Raw genomic sequence first — 21,906 nt, 5'->3', positions numbered from 1 at the left:
TGAGAGATTTATCAGCGCGTTGACAGATTAACGAATAGAAAGGTAAGCGAACACGTTCGTTTATTTAAAGCATTGCGAAGTAAAGAAACGATTAATTTTTATCGTAATCAAGGCGACGACCAAGGGATGTGAAGGAGCATACAGAGGTATGTGACAGAGCAGCACGAGGGAAGTTAACGCCGAGTACGTCAAAAAGGAACGTTTTTAGCAGCAAGAATTTGCCTGGCGGCACTAGCGCGGTGGTCCCACCTGACCCCATGCCGAACTCAGAAGTGAAACGCCGTAGCGCCGATGGTAGTGTGGGGTCTCCCCATGCGAGAGTAGGGAACTGCCAGGCATCCAATAAGTCGGAAAGGCCATCCTAACGGATGGCCTTTTTGCGTTGTGTCATTTTTATTTTAACGACTCTTCATCATTAAAGTTGGCAAACAGAGGAAGTTCCTCGCTAAACTCCATAGCGCTTCCGTGACTCTCGAAGAAATCTAATACTTTTCGTCTTCCCTGTAGGTGAAGAAAATCATGCAGATCATTGCGTAACTCCCGATGAATAAGACAAAAGAGTGGATGATCTTGGCCATTTTGGCGTACCCAAGAGAGTGCCAACGTATTGTGCTGCGTGAATTCGTAGAGCCGTTGGACATAATCATTGGGAAACAATGGACTGTCACACGGGGCTACGGCAAGCCATTCTGTTTTTATCGCCTCTAAACCCACCTCGATACCCGCTAAGGGTCCAAGCAGGGACTGAACCTTATCTTGGATCACAGGAAGCCCCCTCTCTTGGTAAAGAGTAATATTTCTATTAGCATTAATGGCTAAGTGGCTGACCTGTGGCGCTAAATATACGATGACATGGTCAATTAGCGCTTTTCCGTGCCATTGCACGAGTCCTTTATCTTTCCCATTCATGCGTTCTCCCGCACCGCCCGCCAAGATAATGCCACTGATCACAGTTAGTCCTTCTCAATTAATCGCTCAAATAATCGGGCTGCCGAGCAGTGTTGATGTTATCCTGCAGCTCAGTTTTTTATATTATTGCAGAGATTATGATCCAACCGAGCTTTGATTTCCAAACTCTCGATCCTGAAACCGTATTAGACTCATTATGGAATACGGGAATACGCGTTGACTCGGGGTTAACCCCACTCAACAGCTATGAAAATCGTGTTTGGCAATTTAGCGACGAAGACCGAAAGCGTTACGTTGCTAAATTCTACCGCCCTCAGCGTTGGTCGCTTGAGCAATTGTATGAAGAACATCAGTTCACGCAACAACTCGCCGAGGCTAATATTGCTGTCGCCGCTCCACTGAGTTTTCATGGTACGACGGTACAGCAAGCAGAAGGTATTTCATTCGCGATCTTCCCCAGTTTGGGAGGGCGGCAATATGAAATTGATAACTACGACCATCTTGAACAAGCGGCCCAAACCTTAGCGCGTATCCATCAGGTTGGACGGCAACATCTATTCCATCACCGACCGACGTTTGGTCTTGATGAATATTTTCATCAACCTCTTGCCTTATTACAGGAAACATCACTGATTCCTGCGGCATTAAAAGTTGATTTCATTACCGCTCTGACTAAATTAGGGGCTCAGCTAACTTGTATGTGGCATACAGACTGGGAAGCTTTACGCTTACACGGTGATTGCCATCCCGGTAATATTCTCTGGCGTGATGGACCGCTCTTTGTCGATTTAGACGATGCGCGTGACGGCCCCGCCGTCCAAGACCTTTGGATGTTAGTCAGTGGTGACCTGAATGAACAACGAGTTCAATGGGATATTCTGCTAGAATGTTATACAGAGCTAACTGAATTTAACATTAACGAATTGTCACTGATTGAGCCTTTACGTGCGATGCGCATGGTTTATTATCTAGCGTGGGTAGTCAGACGTTGGCGAGATCCTGCTTTTCCTAAAGCTTTTCCTTGGTTTGAAGAGGCTGACTTTTGGATGCGACAGATTGCTGAAATTAACGCGCAGACTGTGTTGCTACAATCGCCTCCATCACTGATGATGCCTCAATTTTGAATGATAATTTGGAGATAAGTAAAAAATGAAAAAAGTATTATTTGCTCTCTTTGGGGCAATGCTTGCCTTTGGCGCTTCTGCAGCAACCTTTACTGAAGGTAAGCAGTACCAAGCGATAGAAAAGCCAGTTAATGGCGCACCAAAAGTTGTCGAATTTTTCTCGTTCTTCTGCCCACACTGCTACGATTTCGAACGCACTTATAAAATCAACCAAGCGGTTGAACAAGGTCTCCCAGCAAATGTGAAATTAACACGTTATCATGTTGATTTCTTAGGTGGTGACTACGGTCCAATCCTGACTCATGCTTGGGCAGTCGCGATGGCCTTGGGTGTTGAAGATAAAGTCATGGATCCTATCTTTGAGGGCCTACAAAAGTCTCAAACCATCAAAGATCAACAGAGCTTGAAAGATGTCTTTATTAAAGCGGCAGGCATTACTCCTGAAGCCTATGACTCTGCATGGAACAGTTTTGCAGTAAAAGCGCTAGTCAGCCAGCAACAAAAAGCGGCGACTGATTTTAATATCAATGGTGTACCTGCGCTGTTCATCAATGGGAAATACCAGATCAATAACGCGGGGCTTGATACGAGTTCATTACCTAATTTCTCAGCGGATTATGTCAACGTCACGAAGTTTTTGCTGAATAAATAAGCGTAATACCTCTGAATACTCAGGTGTTCAGGGGTTTACCCTATTCGGAATAAAAAAACGCGATCCTTTTATTCACAGAGGTATAGCGCAGCAATAATGTAAGGAATCATCAAGGATCTAATTTAAGATATTGTTTTAAAAGATTTTTATACAGATCAATTGTATGTTTCGGTCAATATGTAATTAACGTAATAAATAGATCCACAGAGTTATCCACAGGATCTTAGACCTGGTTTTCTTCTATGTGATCATGCCAGTCACTGACATGTTCAACATTTATTCTATTCTGTGGCATGCTAACGCTTACCCACGGCTCAACTCAGAAATTAATACCTATGGCTCAAATCGCACAAAATCCGCTGATCCTAATAGATGGTTCTTCTTATCTCTACCGAGCGTTCCATGCTTTCCCGCCGCTCACCAATGCTGCTGGAGAACCGACAGGGGCGATGTATGGCGTGCTAAACATGTTGCGCAGCTTATTGCTGCAATATCAGCCCAGCCATGTTGCTGTCGTGTTTGATGCTAAAGGAAAAACCTTTCGTGATGAGCTATTCGCTGAATATAAATCGCATCGCCCTCCTATGCCGGATGATCTACGTTCGCAAATAGAACCCTTGCATCAGATGGTTAAAGCGATAGGCTTACCGTTACTCGCCGTATCAGGTGTTGAAGCCGATGACGTTATCGGTACGCTCGCTCGTCAAGCGGAGCAAGAAGGACGTGATGTGCTGATTAGTACCGGTGATAAAGACATGGCACAGCTGGTAAGTGCCCATATCACTCTTATCAATACGATGAATAATACCGTTCTCGGGCCTGAAGAGGTTAAAGAGAAATACGGTATTCCCCCTGAACTGATTATTGATTACTTAGCGCTAATGGGTGATTCGTCCGATAATATTCCGGGTGTACCCGGTGTGGGTGAAAAAACCGCTCAGGCGTTATTGCAAGGGTTGGGAAGTTTAAACACGCTCTATGCCGATCTGGATAAAGTCGCTAGCTTAAGTTTTCGCGGGGCGAAAACGATGGGTAAAAAATTGGCTGAAAATCAAGAGATGGCCATGCTCTCTTATCAACTCGCCACGATTAAAACCGATGTTGAGTTAGATCTTACCTGTGAACAACTCAAGGTCGGCCCGTTAGATCAAGCACTCCTTCTCGATCTATTTTCCCGCTATGAATTTAAGCGTTGGCTAGGGGATGTGGAAAATAACCGCTGGCTAAGTGGCAAGTCGACCTCAAGTGCAAAAAATAACGCACCGGAGGAAGTGGCCTCAGTACCAGAAATCAGTTTATCTTCTGAAAACTACCAAACAATTTTTGAACAGACTCAGCTTGATGAGTGGCTCGCAAAGCTAAAAAATAGTGAGCTGTTTTCATTTGATTTAGAAACGACCTCTCTTGATTCCTATTCTGCAGAGATAGTGGGCCTCTCTTTCGCTACGGCTGCAGGTGAGGCGGCCTATTTACCGCTGGCCCATGACTATTTAGATGCGCCTGAGCAATTGAACCGTGATGAAGTGCTCGCTCAGTTTACGCCATTACTCGAAGACGAAAATCTGGCAAAAGTCGGTCAGAACCTGAAGTATGACCGGGGAGTACTGCTTAACTACGGAATAGAGTTAAAAGGTATCCGTTTTGATACCATGCTGGAGTCTTATCTTTATAACAGCGTGGCGGGTAAACACGATATGGATAGCCTCTCACAACGTTGGTTAGGTCATAAGACTATTACATTTGAAGAGATTGCCGGAAAAGGCAAAAAACAGTTAACCTTCAACCAGATATCACTCGAGCAAGCTGCGCAGTACGCAGCAGAAGATGCCGATGTAACGTTACAGCTGCATCAAAAGATTTGGCCTTTGTTAGAAAACGAAGCGGGGCCTAAAAAAGTCTTCGACGAGATTGAAATGCCACTTGTCCCCGTTATCTCGAAAATCGAACGCAATGGTGTACTGATTGAACCACTTATTCTTTCGGCACACTCTCAAGAATTGGCACAACGCCTCGAAGAGTTAGAGAAGAAAGCCCACGAGCTGGCAGGGGAAAGCTTTAACCTTTCATCGCCGAAACAGCTACAAACGATCCTGTTTGAAAAACAAGGCATTAAGCCGACGAAGAAAACTCCGGGCGGTGCGCCATCAACCAGTGAAGAAGTCCTGGCAGAGTTAGCGCTTGATCACCCGTTACCTAAAGTGATTCTTGAGCATCGTGGCCTGTCGAAATTAAAGTCGACCTACACCGACAAGCTGCCGTTAATGATTAGCCCGGTTACTGGCAGGTTGCATACCTCTTATCACCAGGCGGTTACCGCGACAGGACGTCTCTCGTCGACTGATCCAAACCTACAGAATATCCCGGTACGTAACGACGAAGGTCGTCGTATCCGCCAGGCGTTTATTGCCGCACCTGACCATAAAATTTTAGCGGCCGACTATTCGCAAATTGAACTGCGGATTATGGCGCACCTTTCACAAGATAAAGGCTTGTTAGAAGCCTTTGCGCAAGGCGAAGATATCCACCGAGCCACTGCTTCAGAAGTCTTCGGTGTCCCACTAGACAAGGTGACGGGCGAGCAACGTCGTAGCGCTAAAGCCATTAACTTTGGACTGATTTATGGGATGAGCTCATTTGGACTATCGCGTCAATTAGGGATAGCTCCTGGTGAAGCGAAGAAGTATATGGATCTCTACTTTGAGCGCTACCCCGGTGTATTGACCTATATGGAGACCACACGCCAAAGTGCCGCGGAAAAAGGGTACGTTGAAACCCTCGAAGGTCGCCGACTTTATTTACCCGATATTAAATCGAGTAACGCGATTCGACGTAAAGCCGCGGAACGGGCAGCCATCAATGCGCCCATGCAGGGGACTGCAGCCGATATTATCAAGCGTGCGATGATCGGGGTTGATCACTGGTTAGCAACGCAAGATCCGGATCGCATTAAAATGATCATGCAAGTACACGATGAATTGGTGTTTGAAGTGCATGAAGACTTAGTCGACAGTGCGACGCAAAAAGTGCGTGAAATTATGGAAAATTGCGTCACGCTAGCCGTTCCTTTACAAGTTGATACGGGTCTGGGTGACAACTGGGATCAGGCGCATTAAGCGATAAGGTGAAATAATGTTAATCGATAATTACCCGAAAATTGAGCTAGTTGGCGCGCCGACACCCATTGAGTACTTACCACGTCTATCAGACTATGCCGAACGTGATATCTACATTAAACGTGATGACCTGACCCCTCTTGGTTTGGGGGGAAATAAATTGCGTAAACTCGAGTTTCTCGCCGCACAAGCCTTACAAGAAGGCGCGGATGTTCTCCTCACCGCAGGGGCTATCCAGTCTAATCATGTTAGGCAAACGGCGGCAGTAGCGGCGAAGCTTGGCCTGAAGTGCATGGCGATTTTAGAGAATCCTCTAGAGGGGGCGACTGATAGTTATCAGCATAATGGTAATCGCTTATTACTCGACTTGTTGGGGGTTAATGTTTTGCCTGCGCAAGTCGGGCCTTCTCTCGCTGAGCAGCTGATTACGCAAGCAGAATTACTGCAAGCACAGGGATTTCGTCCCTATGTTGTCCCGGTGGGTGGCTCGAATACACTGGGAAGTCTGGGATATGTTGGCTGTGCGCAAGAAATTATGCATCAAGTGGCTGATATCCCTGACCTCGCTGCAGTTGTCGTCGCATCGGGTAGCGGTGGGACACACGCCGGCCTGTCGGTGGGTCTTGAACATTATCTCCCACAGGTCGCTTTAGTGGGTGTGACGGTTTCGCGTAGTAGCGTGCAGCAACAGCCGATTGTCGAGGCTCTTCGCCAATCTTTGGCCGAAACACTGAAGGTAAACGTGAAACAGCCGCTCGAATTGTGGGATGACTTCTACGCACCCGGCTATGGATATACCAATGACAGCGGTAATGATGCACTGAACTTAGTGGCCCAGCTGGAAGGGATCTTCCTTGACCCCGTTTATACGGCGAAAGCGATGGCAGGAATGTTGTCGGGTATTAACAGCCAACGTTTTACAAGCACTGGCCCACTGTTATTTATCCACACTGGAGGGGCCCCGGCACTCTTCGCTTATTCTTGATCCGTCCACAGTAGTTGGTCGATAGCGAACCCCGCCTGCTTAGCTTTCGCTAATAGCGTTTGACGCGATTTAGCGGTTAAGTGAGGCTGGCGGGAGAGTATCCAGAGATAACTTCTGTCGGGTCCGCAGACTAAAGCGGTTTGATAATCATCATCCAGAGCAATCACGTTATAGCTGGCATAGAAGGGCCCGAAAAAGGAAACTTTTAATGCCGCACGATCATGACTTCCAGTAAAGCGTGCCTTTCCGATACTCTCAGACCACTGGCCTTTTTGAGGGTTGAATCCACGGTTAATCACGGTGACAGTACCATCGTCTTGCAAACGGTATGTCGCCGTGACGTGGGTTAAGCCTTTTTCAAACCGATTTTCAAGCCTTGCGACCTCATACCACTTACCTTGGTATTTCTCGACATTAAACGGGGTAACGGGTTTGACGCCTGCAGGAGGCGTCAAATTTTGACAGGCCGATAATAATGCGAGAGAACCCAGGCCGATAAGGGGTAACAGCAGTTTATATCTCATCTTTATTGCCTTATTTCCTTGTCGTTAAAGTATCTCTTTAGTCCCGTTATAAAGATGCAGGACCAACTCGCTTTTCCAAAACTCGCCGAGAAAAACATCTTCTACGGCCAACGATTTCTCCTTGAGCTTCGACGTTAGCCATTCCTCATCTTTTTCGATAATTTCTAAGCCATGTTGACGAATTTCTCCGGTCTTAATCACCAATACCGAAAACATTATCGCTTCTTTAGTGATCACGCTCAGTTGTCCGCCTGGCTCCACTTGTGCGTAACGTACCTCTTCGAAGGAATTAATCCCCAAGGAGTGAAGTTGTGAGGTAAGGCTGACGATATCAAGCTTATTTCGACTTTTGAGTACGTTCTCAAGGATGAAATTACCGTTCTTCATGATGGGAATTGGGTCGCCAATCGTAATGGTGCGTATCGCCGAGATATGCTTACTCGCGAAGTTCAACACACTAATAAGAATTACACCTAGTAGGAGTAAAATTACGTACTGTTGCAGAGGAATGGTGTCGCTGTAGATCACCCCTCCGATAATTCCCCCCAGCACGAAGTTGCCGATAAAATCGATCGGCGTCATCTGTGACAGTTGGGTTTTACCGGTAAGATTGAGGTGAGCAATAAGAACGCAGAAGCCAATCAGTAATTTGAGGAAAGTAAATTCGTAATACCCCACAAATTATCCTTACTAATTTAATCAATGAATGACTCTAAGGATAATACAAATTCGTAGCCAGAGAAGGGATAGAGGGAAATTGTTCCCAATAAAAAGCATTATTGGGAACGAAAAGAAGATTATTTGGCGTAGGCTTCCGTCGAAATACTAAGATTGATGGTATCGCTCACCGCGGGAACGTATTTATCAACGCCGAATGCTGAACGTTGTAAGGTGCCGCTGGCATTAAAGCCAACCGCTTGCTTCTTCACCATCGCGTGCTCACCAATCTTATTCAGTGTGGCATGCAATGTGACCGGCTTGGTGACCCCTTTCAGCGTTAAATTCCCTTGAACGTCGTACTTGTGCTCACCGCGCGGAATCACTTTAGTACTGGTGAAGGTTGCCGTAGCATATTTTGTGGTATCGAAGTAATCGCTGCCTTGGAACTCTTTAGTTAAGGCTGGCACATGAGTATCAATATTACTCACCGGAATAGACACTTGTACCGATGACGCAGCAGGATGTTGTGGATCGAATTTAATCACCCCTGTTGCCCCTGGGATATCAGCGGTAGGATGTGAAAAACCAAAGTGGTCCCAGCTGACGACGATAGACGTATGGGCAGCGTCTAATTGATAGTCCACTGCCGCGGCTTGAGAGGCCGCACTATATAGCGTTCCTGCTGCGATAATAGGTAAGAGAAGAGCACTGATTTTTTTCATTATTTTTCTATCCTGTGTAAGGTGAGTTAATTAAGCATGGCCCATTTACCCCATAACTGATAGTTAATAGTTTTGTTCTCTCTATTCAAATAAATTGTTCAAAATTAAGGCAGCCTTAACAAAAGGCTCGAAGACGGGTGCCAGAGTAGGCACCCGAAAGGGTTAGAAATCGTATTGCAAGGCAACGCGGTTTTGCCAGAAATCTTTCTTATAAAGAGGTGATGTCTGAACGCCGACAAAATCGGTCAAGCTTAGGCCTTTGAGTGCGCCACCAAAGCTATAAATACCATAAACGAGGTACTCAGACTGACGTAAGCTTCCATTACTCTTGGACGGTTTAAGATCCATCCAAGAGTAGCGGGTCCCCACGGTGATTTGCTCTGTCGCGCTGTAATTCAAGCTGGTGGCCCAAGCGTTTCCATTGCCTAAGTCTTGAGTACTGGTGAAGAACGGTTGGGCAAAATAAGGACCGGAAGAGGCATTATGTGCATAAGGGGTCACAAGAGGGTATTGGCGGCCGCTGGCATTATTCGCTAGATAGTCGTAGCCGACTTTCCAGTTTAGATTACTCAGCAGGTTGACAGAGAGCTGCCAGCCAATGCTTTGGCTATTCACTGGACCCGCTAAATCTTTACCGTTGCCGGTGCCACGAAGATACTGGATGCCAAAATCTGGCTGTAACGGCGCTTGGTTCCATTGGGCATGGCCTTCGGTATAGAAAATATCACTGTAATCGTTGTAATTTTCGTACCACGCGACGCCGTTTAAGTGAACATTATTAATATCCCAATGATGACCTGCCCCCAACGACCACATACCATTGGTTTTCTCGTCAGAACCATAAGCGGTATAACGTTGTTGACGATCCGACCCCCAAGATTTGTAGCGGAAGACTTTGGTCGCCCGGATAAAATCTTCACCTTGTCCATATTCGGCATCAATCGCTTGATAAATCATCGGCGTTATACGCCAGTCGTAATTCCCTAAGAAGGGAATATCGAGTTGTTGATTCCCTGCGGTGATCCGAAAATCATCATTGCGCCACTGCAACCATGCTTCGCCGATATTGGTTTGGTTATCGCCAAGTTCACTCACGGTTTGACTGGCTGATCCATGATTAATCCCCCGCACAAATATGCCACTGACACCAAGGTTAAAACCGTCGAGCGGCGCCGTCTCATATTTTAGGAAACCACCGTAACTAATGGTGTCTTGGTTCAGACCCTGAGCAAAATAGGCATTATGGGTCGAATAGTACATTGAACGTAGACTACCGCTGACTTTACCTTGGGTAATCGCCTCTTCCAGCGTCGACGCTGAGTTTGTATCAGCGGTCGCGGCATAACTAAACATGGGTACTAACGCCGTTAATACCCAATAGCGGGTAAGACCGCGTGTGCGATGAGCTGATGATGAGTGTGTCTGCATGTTATTCCCTACCTGAATAAAAATTATTGTTATAAATCGATCAAATGTTTTGCGGCTTTACGGTGATGGTTAAGGAGTCTCGGGAGGTCTACATCGACGATTTCCCCGTCGATGACTCGCCAATTTCCTGCGACCATGACGCGATCGGCGCGCTCGGCGCCACACAGTAGCAAAGCAGCAAGCGGATCGTGGCTACCGCTAAAACGGATATCTTCTAATGTAAATAATGCTAAATCGGCCTGTTTTCCGACGTTAATTTCGCCTATATCGTCCCGGCCTAACGTTTTTGCGCCTCCTCGAGTTGCCCAACCTAATACCAATTCTGGCGTAATCGTTTGCGTCCCGTATCGCAATCGTTGCAGGTAAAGAGCTTGTCGTGCTTCATACATCATATTTGAGGCATCGTTCGATGCCGATCCATCCACCCCTAAACTAATAGTGGCTCCCGCTTGCAGTAGCTCCTGCGTCCGGCAGATGCCCGAAGCGAGCCGCATATTAGAAACTGGACAATGACTAATGGCAACGCCTTCTTTCCCTAAACGGTAAATTTCTTCATCATTGAAGTGAATTCCATGCGCCAACCAAGTACGAGAGCTTAGCCATCCCACCGAATCTAAATAGTCAACGGTACGTAAGCCAAAAAGCTTTAGACAAAATGCTTCTTCATCCAATGTTTCTGCCAAATGGGTATGTAAGCGAACATTTTTCTCTTCAGCCAGTTTGGCGCTCTGCTTCATGATGTCAGGCGTCACTGAAAAAGGTGAGCAGGGCGCAAGGGCGATATTAATCATCGCCCCGTCTCGCGTATCGTGGTAACGCTCAATCAGCCGCTGACTATCTTCTAAAATGATCTCGGCCGCTTGCACAGTATGTTCGGGGGGTAATCCCCCTGACTTCTCGCCTAAACTCATCGAGCCGCGGCTTAACGTCGCGCGCATCCCAAGATGGTTGACCGCGGCGACTTGGATATCAATGGCCTCTTCCATCCCGACGGGGAAAAGATAGTGATGATCGCTGGTGGTGGTGCACCCAGAGAGCAGCAGTTCGGCTAAGGCGACCTCACTCCCCAGACGTAACGCTTGTGGTGTTAATTTGGCCCAGACCGGGTAAAGCGTTTTCAACCACGGGAATAGCGGCTGATTGATCACTGGCCCCCAAGCTCGGGTTAACGTCTGGTAGAAATGGTGGTGGGTATTAATCAGCCCCGGTAAGATCACATGCTGACGCGCATCGAAAATCGTCTCGCAGGGATGGGATGGCTGCTGCCCAACCGCGAGAAGCTCAACGATTTTACCGTTTTCAATCACGAGGCCATTGGTCTCAATTTGCTGGGTTCCATCAAAGCAGGCTAGGGGTTGTTTAATCCATAAACGCTTAGACATCACTTTTTTCCTTCGATGCAGGCAAGAGTAAATTGAGTAAGATGGCCAATGTTCCACCGCTGGTTACGGCATTTTGGAAGAGGGTTTGGAAGAACTGTGGCGTCGCGTTAAGGATATCGGGTTGCGATTCAATCCCTAGCCCGACACCGAAAGCTAATGCGATAATTAGCATGCTGCGGCTATCTAAGCTTTCTCGTGTCATGATACGAATTCCCGCTGCCACGACACTCCCAAACATCACTAAGGTGGCACCGCCAAGTACAGGTTTAGGCAGTTGCTCAAGTAACTGACTAAATTGAGGGAATAGTCCCAATAGAATAAACAACGCGCCAATCCAGATCCCTGCATAGCGGCTGGCAACTTGCGTCATCTGAATGACGCCATTGTTTTGGGCAAAAGTGGTATTGGGGAATGAGGAAAATATTGCGGCGACTAAGCAGCTTACGCCATCCCCTAAGATCCCACCACGAATTCGGTTTTGAAAATCTGGCCCAACCAGTAGTTGTTTTGACAGCATACAGTTGGCGGTAAGGTCGCCCACTGTTTCGATAATTGAGATTAACGACACCAAAGCGATTGGAATAAAGACCGACCATGAAAAGTTCAAGCCAAAACGAAAGGGGATAGGGAGAGACGGAAGGAGGCCTGAACTAAACTGCGGATGGAACTTACCCAATACTGCAGCAAGAACAGACCCTGCAACAATCCCGACAATAATGCTAGAGAGCTTACACCAAGGACGGCGGCTACAGTTCATCAGCACAATGATTAAGAGAGTAAACAGTCCTAAGCCGAGATTATGTGGGGCCGCAAAATCTGTTGCCCCAAATCCGCCGCCCCAATCGGTAATGCTGACCTTTATTAAACTGATACCGATCAAGACAATAACGATACCGGTGACCAGTGGCGTCAGGAGTCGCGAAAAGGTATGGATAAACTGGCTGACAATCAGCGGAATAATGGCCGACACTAAGGTACAGCCAAAAATCATCGCCAGAATCTGTTCCGGTGTAGCCCCCTGCTGCTTTAGCAGTAACCCCCCAGCAATAATAACGCCCAAGAAGGCAAAGCTAGTGCCTTGCAGGCAAATCATCCCCGCCCCGATATTGCGAAAACGTACTGCTTGGATCACCGTTCCAATACCCGAAGCAAATAATGACATGCTGATTAAATAGGGGAGCCACTGCGTTAGTCCAAGAGAACTGCCAATAATTAAGGGCGGCGTCACAATCCCAACAATACTCGCCAACATATGCTGGACGGCAGTACACACTGCAGGTATGAAAGGTAAACGATCGTTTAGACCATAAAGTAGCGGTTCATCATTTGTTTTTTGCATTGGCTCGCATCCACTGTTTTTTACTTATCTCAGCAAAAACTATTCCACTTATTAAATTGGTGCGGAATAAGGGCAAACAGGGCGTTGAGGCTCATCGCGAGGATAAGAACACTTTTCAGTAAGTAATTTTTGATTCAGTTTATTACTTTTTGAGACTTATTAGGTCAATACGCACCATTTTGGTGCTTAAATTTTAAGGCTTTTCCAAGAAATTCATATTATTGTCATAAAGCGTAAGGATAATCACCTTGCTCGGTTATTGCAGTGTTTAATTACAGGATAATGATATTAATGAAAACACGTTTATTTTCGCCCTCGATCTTGGCGTTATGTTTACTGGGACTTCCCGCTGTCAGCCAAGCAGAAATTACTCTTTTAAAACAAGATCCACAGGCAAGTGACCCACTCAGCCGCTTAAATGTTAAAGTGGGGGGAAGTATCCGTCCTCAGTTTAATCACCAGACCGGTGGCAAAGATAAATCGTTCAAACGCAACGGTTTCGATGGCGGTACACGTTTTCGTTTCAGCGTCGATTATGCACTGACCCAAGATATCAACTGGGTTAACTACTACGAACTCGGTGTTAATATTCCCAAGGTGTTTAACTGGGATAACCACTATGCCTCCGGCGCGACGAATACCACCCGTCGCCAATGGTTTACGGGTTTAAAGAGCCAACAATATGGCCAACTGACCTTCGGGCAACAGAACAGCGTCTATTACGATGCGGTTGGGGCAAAAACCGATATTTGGGATGACGACATGTTAGCTCAAGCACCGGGTAACGGGGTTAACGGTGATTATGATGGATCATACCGTTCTCGTAAGATGCTGAAGTATAAAGGTCGAGTGGGCGATTTTGATGTTTATGCATCATACCTATTTGGCGACGATCCTCTATTGACCAGCGAAAAGATGCGCTACAAACGTAAGGGTGGCGGCTCAGTAGGTGTCGATTACCACATTACCAAAGATCTCTCGTGGGGAACGGCTTGGAACTATACCAAAGCGACCGTCTATGATCATGCCCGTGGGCAAAGCAAAGATTATAATCAAAATATCGTGGGAACCTCCCTTGGCTGGACACCAGGTAACTGGACGATTGCCGCAGGCGGTGGTTACTACCAAAACTTCCTGAAGACCAAGCTTAAAAATGCGAATCACTACTTTGCCGGTGATGCATGGGGCGTGGAATACTTCGCGGGTTATAAGTTCCCGATTCAGCAGATGGGTGTGAAAGCGGTGATGCTTTATGTTATGGGTGACCGTCTTGAATACGTTAATGGCCGTAATTACAAGCGTATCGACAATGGCGTAGGGGTTACGTTATTTGCTGAATACGGTTTCCGCGTCGACTATGAGCATGTCTTTGCGTCAACGACCGACAAAGAAGGGGATCTGAACCTCGTACGCTTACGCTACGACTTCTAATACCTCGCCAGCCCGTCATACTTAGGATGAAGGGGCTTCTCTTTATGGCCCTTTCGGCTTATCCCCTAAAATCGTTGCTCGATGCATTATCCGTCGTTGTGGAGGATAGTCATCACACGCGTAATGTTGAGTAATACGATTATCCCAAAAAACCACGTCATTCGCCTGCCAATGCCAACGTACAGAAAACTCGGGACGAGTGCTGTGAGTAAAGAGCAGGTCCAGTAATGCGCGACTTTCCAAAGCACTTACCCCAATAATCCGCCGAGTAAATCCTGGGGTCACAAACAGCCCTTTTTTACCCGTATCGGGATGTACTCGAATTACTGGATGTATCACCGGCGGATGATCTTGACGCGCCTTAGCGACTTGCTGTTGTGCTTCAGCGGTCGTACTAAAACGCTCATCGGGAAACGAAAGCTGAATATCATGTTCGGCATAAAGACCGTCTATCAGCTGTTGAATTGGAGGGGAGAGCGCCTCATAGGCTGCACTGCTACTGGCCCATAACGTATCGCCACCATATTCAGGGACTTGTACAGCATTCAGAATTGAGCCTAAGGGGGGCGTCTCGATAAAGGTCACATCGGTATGCCACAGGGCATTATCCCGTAAATCATTTAGCGCCGTATCGAGAATTAAAATTTCTGGCTGATGCTCAATTTTCGGATAGATAGGGTGGATATGAAGATCACCGAATCGTCCGGCAAGGTGAGCCTGATCGGCGGGGGTAAGATGTTGGCCACGAAAGAATAGCACTTGGTATTGAAGTAATAATGAATATACCGTGTGCGGGTCTTCGGCGGTTAGTCGGGTCAAGTCAATGCCCTCGACTTTAGCGCCAAGCGCAGGAGTAAGAGGGGTTGCATTAATAGTCATAGAGGCTCCAACGGGCGAATCTTTTCTGTAACTGTCTAAGAAGGAGTTCGATGACGAGCGCCACCGCTGCAATGAGTAAGATCCCGGCCACCACCACATCGGTTGATAAAAACTGTGCGGCGGATTGCACCATAAAGCCTAACCCACGGTTAGCGGCAATCAGCTCTGCGGCCACCAAGGTCGACCAACCAACGCCTAAGGCGATCCTTATTCCAGTCAGTAATTCAGGGAGGATGCTGGGTAGAATCACCCACTTCATCACTTGCCAAGACGATGCGCCTAAGCAGCGCACGGCTTGCACCCGGTGGGGGTCGATACGTCGTACCGCTTCCGCTGTACTGATAGTCAAGGGTGCGAAAATCGCCAAGAAGATGAGTAGGATTTTGGAAACTTCCCCGATCCCTAACCAAATAACGATTAGGGGTAGATAAGCCAGTGGCGGGATAGGCCGATAAAAATCCAAGATAGGGGTGAAAATAGCCCGCACCACCGGAGTAAGCCCCATAAGGATACCCAGAGGTATTGCGGTCACTAAGGCGATCGCTAAGGCGACTAACACCCGAAGCAGACTGGCGGTAACATGCTGGCCTAAGCTAATGTCGAGGTAACCTTGTTGCCACAATTGCTTAAAGGCCAGAAACAACGCCTCGGGTGATGGAAAGAATAGGGTATTTATCCAACCGTAGTGAGAAGCCGTAAACCATGCCCCCACCATCACCAGAACCGTTAAACTGGCGATCAGCGATAAATAACGGCTAGATGAACCTTGCTTAAGTCGAGAATAGGAGGCGCTACGTAGCGACTTCATGCGACCTCCAGTAATTGATCCAGTAAGGATTGCCGGTCATGAGTGAAGCGGCTATCAGACTTGAGCGATCTGACCGTTTCACCGTCTAGAAAACGACGGGCAAAGGGGGGCTGCTGGTGTGTCATAATTTGCGTAGGCGGCCCTTGTAGCAGATATAAATCAGTGGCCAATAATAGGGCTTCATCAACACTATGGGTGATTAACAGAAAGCCCACGCCCGTCTCTTTCCAAATAGTCAGTAGAAGCGCTTGCATTTTTTCCCGTGTCAGCGCATCCAGTGCCCCAAAGGGTTCATCCAATAGCAGAAAGTCAGGGTTAATCGCGAGGGCGCGAGCGAGACCCAGACGTTGCCGTTGCCCCCCGGAGAGTCGTTGAATCGGCTGCTTAGCATGGGCGGCTAATCCGACCAACTCGAGATAGTCATTGGTAATTTTTTGACGCTGTGCCTTGGGAACACCTTGGATTTTAAGGCCGATCTCGACATTGTGTTCGGCATTTAACCAAGGTAATAAGGCATCATCTTGAAAAACCACCGCACGCTGTCCCGAAGGTCCACTAAGACATTGATTGTTTAGCGTAACCTGCCCTTGATCCAAGGGTTGAAAGCCGGCAAACACGTTCAGTAGGGTAGATTTACCGCATCCAGAAGGGCCGAGTAGTACCACGCTTCCCCCTTTGTTAATCGACATCGTCATCTTATCGAAGATAGGTCGCTGCACGTCGCCATGAGTGAAGGTTAATTGCCCCTTGATGATCTGTAGCTGACTCATGGTTGACGACTCAACTTGACGAATTTGTCGCTGATAAACGGGCTATAGTCAGGTAACACGGCAGGAATGCGATGTTGTTCAACCAAAAACTCGGCAGTCGCTTTGGTGGCGGTTGCGGTGCCTCCTCCCAGAAATGTCGGGCTAAGTTGTTGGCTATAGGTCGGATAAACGCTTCCAGACAGTAGCCCGGGAATGTCGGGTGCGGATACCCCCACTAATTTAGCGATCTTCTTAGCGTTTTCGCTGGTGGCGCCGTAATTCTCAGGATGTTGGGCATAATGGTCGAAACTCTCCAGCACAACCTGCGCAGTCTTTGCTAAGACTTCTGGGTGTTGTTCAGCAAAGTCTTTACGCGCGACCCACACCTCGAAAGTAGGATTTCCCCATTCACCCACCTGTTTAGCATCAGTCAGCACTTTGCCATCTTTTTCGATTAGGCTAAGGGCGGGTGACCAGACAAAGGCGCCATCTATATCCCCTCTTTTCCATGCCGCGGCAATCTCAGGAGGATTAAGGTTAACAATTTTCACGTCACCGGGTTTGTAGCCCCAGTGCTTCAATGCCGCCAGTAAACTGTAGTGAGACGTCGAGACAAAAGGTGTCGCCAAGGTCTTACCTTTCAAATCCTGATAACTATTGATATGGCTAGCATTGCGTACGACCAAGGCTTCAGCACCGTGGATTTGAGTCGAGACTAGGAAGGCGACAATAGGGAGTTTCCGCGAAGTAGCGGCAGCAAAGGGGCTAGAGCCTAAATTACCGATCTGAATAGAACCTGAGGCTAATGCGGCGACAACCTCGGGGCCGCTATTGAAGCGTCGCCAATCGAGTGGTTGGCCGATCGTTTCATCAAACACACCGTCCGCTTGAGCGCCTTTTGACGGATCTACACCAGTTTGGTAGCCAATAACGATGGGGGCGGCGATCGTGGTAAAGGGGAAGGTTGCAGCGATAAGTAAACTGACGAGTAGACGTTTCATAGATATTCCTTATTCGTTTTTTAGAAATCTAATCGAATAAGGGAAGGTGCCAAACTACATATTAGGCATTTAGAAAGACTGAAATTAGCTAAAGCCCCTCAGGCAGAGTACCTGAGGGGCGGGGGATTACGGATGCATACCGTTAAGGATAATTGAGGTAATGATCCCCGTGGTCGCCGCCACTAAAAGATAATTCCCGTCGACATAAGCCCAATGTTGGCCATGTGGCGGGGAGGGTAGCCCGCGGTCGCGCCAATCATCGACGCGATAGTCGGGGCCGCGAAAATCATTGGGTACTGGGCGACCCCGATCAAAATCATGGCCACGATATGAGAAATGACGTGGGCCATCATCGTGACGGCGATACTCTCCATGAGAAGGGCCTCCGTCATGGCGATCATCCCCTCCTCTGCCTGGGCCGTCTGCCAAGACAGACTGGCTCACCATTAATGCTGAAAGTGATAGCAGAGAAAGTGTTTTCCAGTTAGCGAATAATTTCATAATGACTCCAAAGTAATCCTAAGCGGATTGATAACGTCAATGATGCCGAACGTCAATTGATGCTGCCTAGTGTACGGGATGTCATGTCAGGCGATTTAGTAAAACTGATAGGATTGCTACAAAGAGTATGACAAAGCATGTCAATCTTAACGATTTCTAGGAAGATGAGAAGAAACGACACATTTTGTTGTAGAAACCTCAGGTAGAGCCAGAAAGAGGGATTACGCTTAAGAGTAAGAAAACTCACTACTCAGAGGTTAGGATGATATTAACATCAATTCAAAAAGGCGACCCACACCAGCCCCCCTTAGTCTTTATGCATTATCTTGGCGGCTCCGCACAGACTTGGCTGCCTGTCATCGAAGCCCTCTCACAGCACTTTTATTGTATCTCACTCGATATGCCGGGTTTCGGTGACTCTGCCCACCTTTCACCGGCATCCATCGCAACGCAAGCCGAGGCTGTTAGGGCAACCTTAAAAGAATTAGGGGTGAGTCAGCCATGGCTCATCGGCCACTCCATGACCGGAAAGCTGGTTGCCGCGATGGCGCTTGAAGCCCCGACAGAGGTGGCGGGGATTATCTTAACGGCGCCTTCACCTCTATGCCCGCAACCCATGACCGATCAGCAATTTGCGATGCAATATGAGTGGCAGGCAACACGCGAACATGCCAGCCAATTTGTGGCAGGTTCTCACCATAAACCTTTATCACCAGAACTTGAGCAACGTACCCTTGACGATGTATTAAGGGCCAACCCCGCAGCCTTCCCTTATTGGGCGAAAACCGCGAGCCAAGAGGATTTTACTCAACGCTTTGAAGATATAACGCTTCCAGCGTTATTATTGTTAGGGGAAGAAGACGATAATGTTCCACGGCTGGAGCAGCAGCTGTCCTCGACGCTTCACCAGTTCTCACCTCACGAGTATCAGATTATTGACGGCTGCGGCCATTTACTGCCGCTTGAGGCAACAGAGAAGCTCGTGGCGATAATGAGTGCATTTATTAAGAAATATTCCTGATAAAAGATAGCCTCCCGCAGGGGTATTTTGCTGCGGGGGGAAGATCGATATAAATAAGTAGAGGTTTGTTAAATTTTCACTATGAAATTAATTCAAAAAATATTTATCCTTTTTACTTAATTGGTACTTTTAAAAGTAGAGGTTAAAAGTTTAATTAATCTTTTTCAGAGAAGATATACTCCTTAAAGGAAAAGTATTTTCAACGCCTCACGTCATGCTTCCTTACTTTCCTTCAAGGAAAGTCCCTTAAATTAAATCATTCATTGAAATAAGAAGCTTTCACCTTTTCCGTTCTTTAAAGAATAAATTAACCATTGAATAATATTTAAAAAAAGGCTTTTTATAATTTTTATTAGTATCGATAACACAAGAATAAATATAGTCTATTCTAAACTTATATTTTTAAAAAATATCAGAATACTGTTATCGGTTACCGTCTTACAAAGGGCGCTGGAGGTGTATCTACGAGAACTAACGGAATATGGTCTGGTGTCATTTCACACCGATAATATTATGGAGAGCCGCCAGCTAAATATTCCCTGTACTGCCTATTTGAGGTTTATCGAGCAGCGGAACAATAGGTGTTGTTAGGCGACCAATTCAAATAGCCATTTTCTAACTAGTTCAACCACTATGGCTACCTTAATACTCACCAAGCAATATTTCTTAAAATTGACAAGAGTCAAGGAATTCCCCGTTAGCTAGAGTAGTTTAACTGCCGTACATATTAAAATATTTTTATGTGCAGCGTTTAACTTTGAGGCTACAGGAGGTATCCATGAGTGGAAACGGGGGCGAAAATGCCCATAACAATCAATTTGGCGGCCGTGACCGCGGACCAACCGGAGGCATAAAGGGAACATCGGCCCCAGGAGGGCCGGGCAATTCGGTAACCGGAGGCTGGGGATGGAGCTATAATCCGGGAAAAGGGCCGGTCACAACGACCCTTCCTGACGGTAGCATAGCTATCAATATAACTGGGGGGTGGAGTAAAACCTGGGGACCTTCAGGGAACAATGGTGGAAATACCGGAGCTCCACCGGGAGGCCGCGGCGGTAACGTAGTTAAACCCGCAACACCGGTTTTTAATCCTGACGGTACTTTTGACACCGTCATCGATGGCTTCCAGTATAGGGTTATCTTGGATACTTCAGGTAAATCCATTGAAGTACAGCAGGCCTCTCCCAGGTCATATACACAGGAAGAGAACCTTCAGGTTGCCGTGGCAAAAGCTAAACATAAAGAACCCGGTGAAATGTTCCCTGAGCTGGATTTCAACCGGGGAGAACCGGAACGTCAGCAGCAAGCCGGCCAGCAGGCTGCAAAACAGTTTCTGTCCGTACCTGGTGCGGCTGAGCGGGTAGCGGGATTGATAGCGCAACAACAGGTTGCGGATGAAGCCAAGAAGAGAGCTGATGCGGAGAAAAAAGCGGCGGAAGAAGCAGGCAGGAAAGCGGAAGAAGAGGCTCGTAAGCATGCCGAAGTGCGCGCAGATGCTGAGCAGAAACTGCGTTCTTCTACTGTTATGCCGATACGCGGTTTCCCGGCAACATACGTTGTCAGTCTTGCTCCAGTACGATATTCCGTAGCCGGCATAGGCAGTATCACACTGGATCAACCAGTAGCGGGCCAGGTTCGTAATACTATTGAAAAAACGTTATCTGAACAGGGACGTCTTCTTATGTCGAACGCCGGTGGTGCAATTGGGCTTGGTATCAGTTTGCTATTCCATTCTGAAACGCTGGTGAAGGCAGTGGCAACGTACCAGGCCGCACGGTAAATAATATTTTTTCAGCTGTAATGCCGGCAGACACGCTGTCCCTACCGGATGAAGATACCCTCCGTAATGCAGCAAATACGGGAAAAAATATTACTCTTCAAGTGCGCGGTGTGCTGCGTATTCAGGATGGAGCTATTGTCACCCAGCTGGTCAGAACACCGGCACCCACCCCAGTAAGGGGGGTGAATGCGATATTCGACTCAGCTACCGGCTATTATGGCTTCACAACCCCGGAAGAGGCAGGTGTGCCAGCGCGTACCATCCTAACCAGCCCTGCTGAAGCGCCTAGTGCTGAAGGCCCGACCATTCTTACAGGGCCAGTACCACTGTGGCGCATACCGGGGGACCGGTGCAGATTCCTGACCGCACGACGGTGACGATCTACCCGAAACCGGAGGAGGTTATCCGAGATACCATTATCGTGTTCCCGGCTGACTCCGAGCTTAAGCCCGTCTACGCTGTGTTTAACAAGCCCTACGGGGAGACAAACGCCAAAGGTAAATACAGTAATCGTCCTTATAACCCTGATAAAGCTGGTGGACCAACTAAAAATCTTGATTGGAAGGGCATCAGTATTGACCAGATAGGAGTGGACAAAGTAAAACTCCATACCAGCCGTTTTGGCGACTCTCCTGATAATAAGGTAATGATAGACCGTCTGGAGAGCATCCTGAAGGGAGAGTTGCAGCCTACAGATATTGATAAACGCTATTATAGCCACGAGCTCCGTGAGCTAGAGCGCTATCATGCGTTGGGTGTTCCTGATGGTGTAGAAGACGAATCAGTCTGGAATGATGCGCATACAGCAACACTTGAGGATTATAAAGTTAATGAAAAAAAGAGCCACTATATACTCCAGAGGCTAAAGAAGCCTATGAAACAGCAGAGTTAAAGAAAT

19 protein-coding genes, 1 rRNA gene and 1 pseudogene are annotated in these 21,906 nt (G+C 47.4%); 9 read left to right on the top strand and 12 right to left on the bottom strand.

Features of this window, described 5'->3' with window-relative positions:
* Nucleotides 1-221: 221 nt before the first annotated feature.
* Nucleotides 222-337, top strand: a 5S ribosomal RNA gene (rrf, locus tag BMX14_RS12845).
* Nucleotides 338-393: 56 nt separating this feature from the next.
* On the opposite strand, the gene mobA is transcribed toward rrf, so the two are convergent.
* Nucleotides 394-951, bottom strand: coding sequence for a molybdenum cofactor guanylyltransferase MobA (gene mobA, locus BMX14_RS12840; protein ID WP_092677402.1), 558 nt, complete (start codon nucleotides 949-951; stop codon nucleotides 394-396).
* Nucleotides 952-1,046: 95 nt separating this feature from the next.
* Between mobA and BMX14_RS12835 the strand changes: the two genes are divergently transcribed.
* From BMX14_RS12835 to BMX14_RS12820, 4 genes are all read left to right on the top strand, one after another.
* Nucleotides 1,047-2,033, top strand: coding sequence for a serine/threonine protein kinase (locus BMX14_RS12835; RefSeq protein ID WP_092677410.1), 987 nt, complete (start codon nucleotides 1,047-1,049; stop codon nucleotides 2,031-2,033).
* 25 nt (nucleotides 2,034-2,058) lie between these two features.
* Nucleotides 2,059-2,685: a thiol:disulfide interchange protein DsbA gene (dsbA, locus tag BMX14_RS12830; RefSeq protein ID WP_092677400.1), complete on the top strand. Its 627-nt coding sequence runs from the start codon at nucleotides 2,059-2,061 to the stop codon at nucleotides 2,683-2,685.
* A 335-nt stretch (nucleotides 2,686-3,020) separates the two neighbouring features.
* Entirely contained in the window at nucleotides 3,021-5,798 is a 2,778-nt protein-coding gene (polA, locus tag BMX14_RS12825; protein ID WP_092677397.1) for a DNA polymerase I, read from the top strand.
* Nucleotides 5,799-5,814: 16 nt separating this feature from the next.
* Complete coding sequence (locus BMX14_RS12820; protein WP_092677395.1) at nucleotides 5,815-6,783, top strand: D-cysteine desulfhydrase; 969 nt, start codon at nucleotides 5,815-5,817, stop codon at nucleotides 6,781-6,783.
* Here BMX14_RS12820 and BMX14_RS12815 read toward each other — a convergent pair.
* From BMX14_RS12815 to BMX14_RS12790, 6 genes are all read right to left on the bottom strand, one after another.
* Complete coding sequence (locus BMX14_RS12815; RefSeq protein ID WP_177173148.1) at nucleotides 6,774-7,307, bottom strand: lipocalin family protein; 534 nt, start codon at nucleotides 7,305-7,307, stop codon at nucleotides 6,774-6,776. The two genes, BMX14_RS12820 and BMX14_RS12815, sit on opposite strands and share 10 nt — an antisense overlap.
* 24 nt (nucleotides 7,308-7,331) lie before the next feature.
* Entirely contained in the window at nucleotides 7,332-7,985 is a 654-nt protein-coding gene (locus BMX14_RS12810; protein WP_092677391.1) for a DUF421 domain-containing protein, read from the bottom strand.
* 119 nt (nucleotides 7,986-8,104) lie between these two features.
* Nucleotides 8,105-8,689, bottom strand: a complete 585-nt coding sequence (locus BMX14_RS12805; RefSeq protein ID WP_092677389.1) for a YceI family protein — start codon at nucleotides 8,687-8,689, stop codon at nucleotides 8,105-8,107.
* 162 nt (nucleotides 8,690-8,851) lie between these two features.
* Entirely contained in the window at nucleotides 8,852-10,117 is a 1,266-nt protein-coding gene (locus tag BMX14_RS12800; RefSeq protein ID WP_092677387.1) for an outer membrane receptor protein, read from the bottom strand.
* A 29-nt stretch (nucleotides 10,118-10,146) separates the two neighbouring features.
* Nucleotides 10,147-11,499, bottom strand: coding sequence for an 8-oxoguanine deaminase (locus tag BMX14_RS12795; protein WP_230527486.1), 1,353 nt, complete (start codon nucleotides 11,497-11,499; stop codon nucleotides 10,147-10,149).
* On the bottom strand, nucleotides 11,492-12,838 hold the full coding sequence (locus BMX14_RS12790; RefSeq protein WP_092677383.1) for a nucleobase:cation symporter-2 family protein: 1,347 nt from the start codon (nucleotides 12,836-12,838) through the stop codon (nucleotides 11,492-11,494). Before BMX14_RS12790 ends, BMX14_RS12795 begins: the two co-directional genes overlap by 8 nt.
* 291 nt (nucleotides 12,839-13,129) lie before the next feature.
* Here BMX14_RS12790 and BMX14_RS12785 point away from each other — a divergent pair, with 291 nt between their 5' ends.
* Nucleotides 13,130-14,269 (top strand): porin, encoded by a 1,140-nt coding sequence (locus tag BMX14_RS12785; protein ID WP_092677381.1) that lies wholly within the window; start codon nucleotides 13,130-13,132, stop codon nucleotides 14,267-14,269.
* Between the two features lie 42 nt (nucleotides 14,270-14,311).
* Here the strand turns inward: BMX14_RS12785 and tauD are convergent, their stop codons facing one another.
* The 5 genes from tauD to BMX14_RS12760 form a co-directional block, all read right to left on the bottom strand.
* Nucleotides 14,312-15,148: a taurine dioxygenase gene (tauD, locus tag BMX14_RS12780; RefSeq protein WP_092677379.1), complete on the bottom strand. Its 837-nt coding sequence runs from the start codon at nucleotides 15,146-15,148 to the stop codon at nucleotides 14,312-14,314.
* Nucleotides 15,138-15,956 (bottom strand): ABC transporter permease subunit, encoded by an 819-nt coding sequence (locus tag BMX14_RS12775; protein ID WP_092677377.1) that lies wholly within the window; start codon nucleotides 15,954-15,956, stop codon nucleotides 15,138-15,140. Before BMX14_RS12775 ends, tauD begins: the two co-directional genes overlap by 11 nt.
* On the bottom strand, nucleotides 15,953-16,726 hold the full coding sequence (locus BMX14_RS12770) for an ATP-binding cassette domain-containing protein (protein ID WP_092677375.1): 774 nt from the start codon (nucleotides 16,724-16,726) through the stop codon (nucleotides 15,953-15,955). The genes BMX14_RS12775 and BMX14_RS12770 overlap by 4 nt, the downstream gene beginning before the upstream one ends.
* Nucleotides 16,723-17,706, bottom strand: a complete 984-nt coding sequence (gene tauA / locus BMX14_RS12765) for a taurine ABC transporter substrate-binding protein (protein ID WP_092677373.1) — start codon at nucleotides 17,704-17,706, stop codon at nucleotides 16,723-16,725. Before tauA ends, BMX14_RS12770 begins: the two co-directional genes overlap by 4 nt.
* Before the next feature lie 126 nt (nucleotides 17,707-17,832).
* Nucleotides 17,833-18,207: an RcnB family protein gene (locus BMX14_RS12760; protein ID WP_092677371.1), complete on the bottom strand. Its 375-nt coding sequence runs from the start codon at nucleotides 18,205-18,207 to the stop codon at nucleotides 17,833-17,835.
* Nucleotides 18,208-18,469: 262 nt separating this feature from the next.
* On the opposite strand from BMX14_RS12760, the gene BMX14_RS12755 reads away from it, so the two are divergent.
* From BMX14_RS12755 to BMX14_RS12745, 3 genes and pseudogenes are all read left to right on the top strand, one after another.
* A complete protein-coding gene (locus BMX14_RS12755) occupies nucleotides 18,470-19,228 on the top strand; it encodes an alpha/beta fold hydrolase (RefSeq protein WP_092677369.1) in 759 nt (252 codons plus the stop codon).
* A 778-nt stretch (nucleotides 19,229-20,006) separates the two neighbouring features.
* Nucleotides 20,007-21,008: an ATP synthase subunit B family protein gene (locus BMX14_RS12750; protein ID WP_092677367.1), complete on the top strand. Its 1,002-nt coding sequence runs from the start codon at nucleotides 20,007-20,009 to the stop codon at nucleotides 21,006-21,008.
* 20 nt (nucleotides 21,009-21,028) lie between these two features.
* Nucleotides 21,029-21,900 (top strand): annotated as a pseudogene (locus BMX14_RS12745) (S-type pyocin domain-containing protein).
* Nucleotides 21,901-21,906: the final 6 nt, after the last annotated feature.

It is taken from the genome of Rosenbergiella nectarea (assembly GCF_900111105.1).
Taxonomy (GTDB): Bacteria; Pseudomonadota; Gammaproteobacteria; order Enterobacterales; family Enterobacteriaceae; genus Rosenbergiella; species Rosenbergiella nectarea.
The sequence above is the reverse complement of the archived record's forward strand: the minus strand, read 5'-3'. Positions and strand labels throughout refer to the sequence as shown.

What these genes read in the sequence shown, in the direction of transcription:
- BMX14_RS12820 (WP_092677395.1), top strand. Translation starts at nt 5,815, where the DNA reads ATGTTAATCGATAATTACCCGAAAATTGAGCTAGTTGGCGCGCCGACA.
- BMX14_RS12835 (WP_092677410.1), top strand. Translation starts at nt 1,047, where the DNA reads ATGATCCAACCGAGCTTTGATTTCCAAACTCTCGATCCTGAAACCGTA.
- tauA (WP_092677373.1), bottom strand. Translation starts at nt 17,706, where the DNA reads ATGAAACGTCTACTCGTCAGTTTACTTATCGCTGCAACCTTCCCCTTT.
- BMX14_RS12750 (WP_092677367.1), top strand. Translation starts at nt 20,007, where the DNA reads ATGAGTGGAAACGGGGGCGAAAATGCCCATAACAATCAATTTGGCGGC.
- BMX14_RS12755 (WP_092677369.1), top strand. Translation starts at nt 18,470, where the DNA reads ATGATATTAACATCAATTCAAAAAGGCGACCCACACCAGCCCCCCTTA.
- BMX14_RS12800 (WP_092677387.1), bottom strand. Translation starts at nt 10,117, where the DNA reads ATGCAGACACACTCATCATCAGCTCATCGCACACGCGGTCTTACCCGC.
- polA (WP_092677397.1), top strand. Translation starts at nt 3,021, where the DNA reads ATGGCTCAAATCGCACAAAATCCGCTGATCCTAATAGATGGTTCTTCT.
- BMX14_RS12795 (WP_230527486.1), bottom strand. Translation starts at nt 11,499, where the DNA reads ATGTCTAAGCGTTTATGGATTAAACAACCCCTAGCCTGCTTTGATGGA.
- BMX14_RS12815 (WP_177173148.1), bottom strand. Translation starts at nt 7,307, where the DNA reads ATGAGATATAAACTGCTGTTACCCCTTATCGGCCTGGGTTCTCTCGCA.
- BMX14_RS12775 (WP_092677377.1), bottom strand. Translation starts at nt 15,956, where the DNA reads ATGAAGTCGCTACGTAGCGCCTCCTATTCTCGACTTAAGCAAGGTTCA.
- BMX14_RS12785 (WP_092677381.1), top strand. Translation starts at nt 13,130, where the DNA reads ATGAAAACACGTTTATTTTCGCCCTCGATCTTGGCGTTATGTTTACTG.
- BMX14_RS12790 (WP_092677383.1), bottom strand. Translation starts at nt 12,838, where the DNA reads ATGCAAAAAACAAATGATGAACCGCTACTTTATGGTCTAAACGATCGT.
- BMX14_RS12770 (WP_092677375.1), bottom strand. Translation starts at nt 16,726, where the DNA reads ATGAGTCAGCTACAGATCATCAAGGGGCAATTAACCTTCACTCATGGC.
- BMX14_RS12760 (WP_092677371.1), bottom strand. Translation starts at nt 18,207, where the DNA reads ATGAAATTATTCGCTAACTGGAAAACACTTTCTCTGCTATCACTTTCA.
- tauD (WP_092677379.1), bottom strand. Translation starts at nt 15,148, where the DNA reads ATGACTATTAATGCAACCCCTCTTACTCCTGCGCTTGGCGCTAAAGTC.
- BMX14_RS12805 (WP_092677389.1), bottom strand. Translation starts at nt 8,689, where the DNA reads ATGAAAAAAATCAGTGCTCTTCTCTTACCTATTATCGCAGCAGGAACG.
- dsbA (WP_092677400.1), top strand. Translation starts at nt 2,059, where the DNA reads ATGAAAAAAGTATTATTTGCTCTCTTTGGGGCAATGCTTGCCTTTGGC.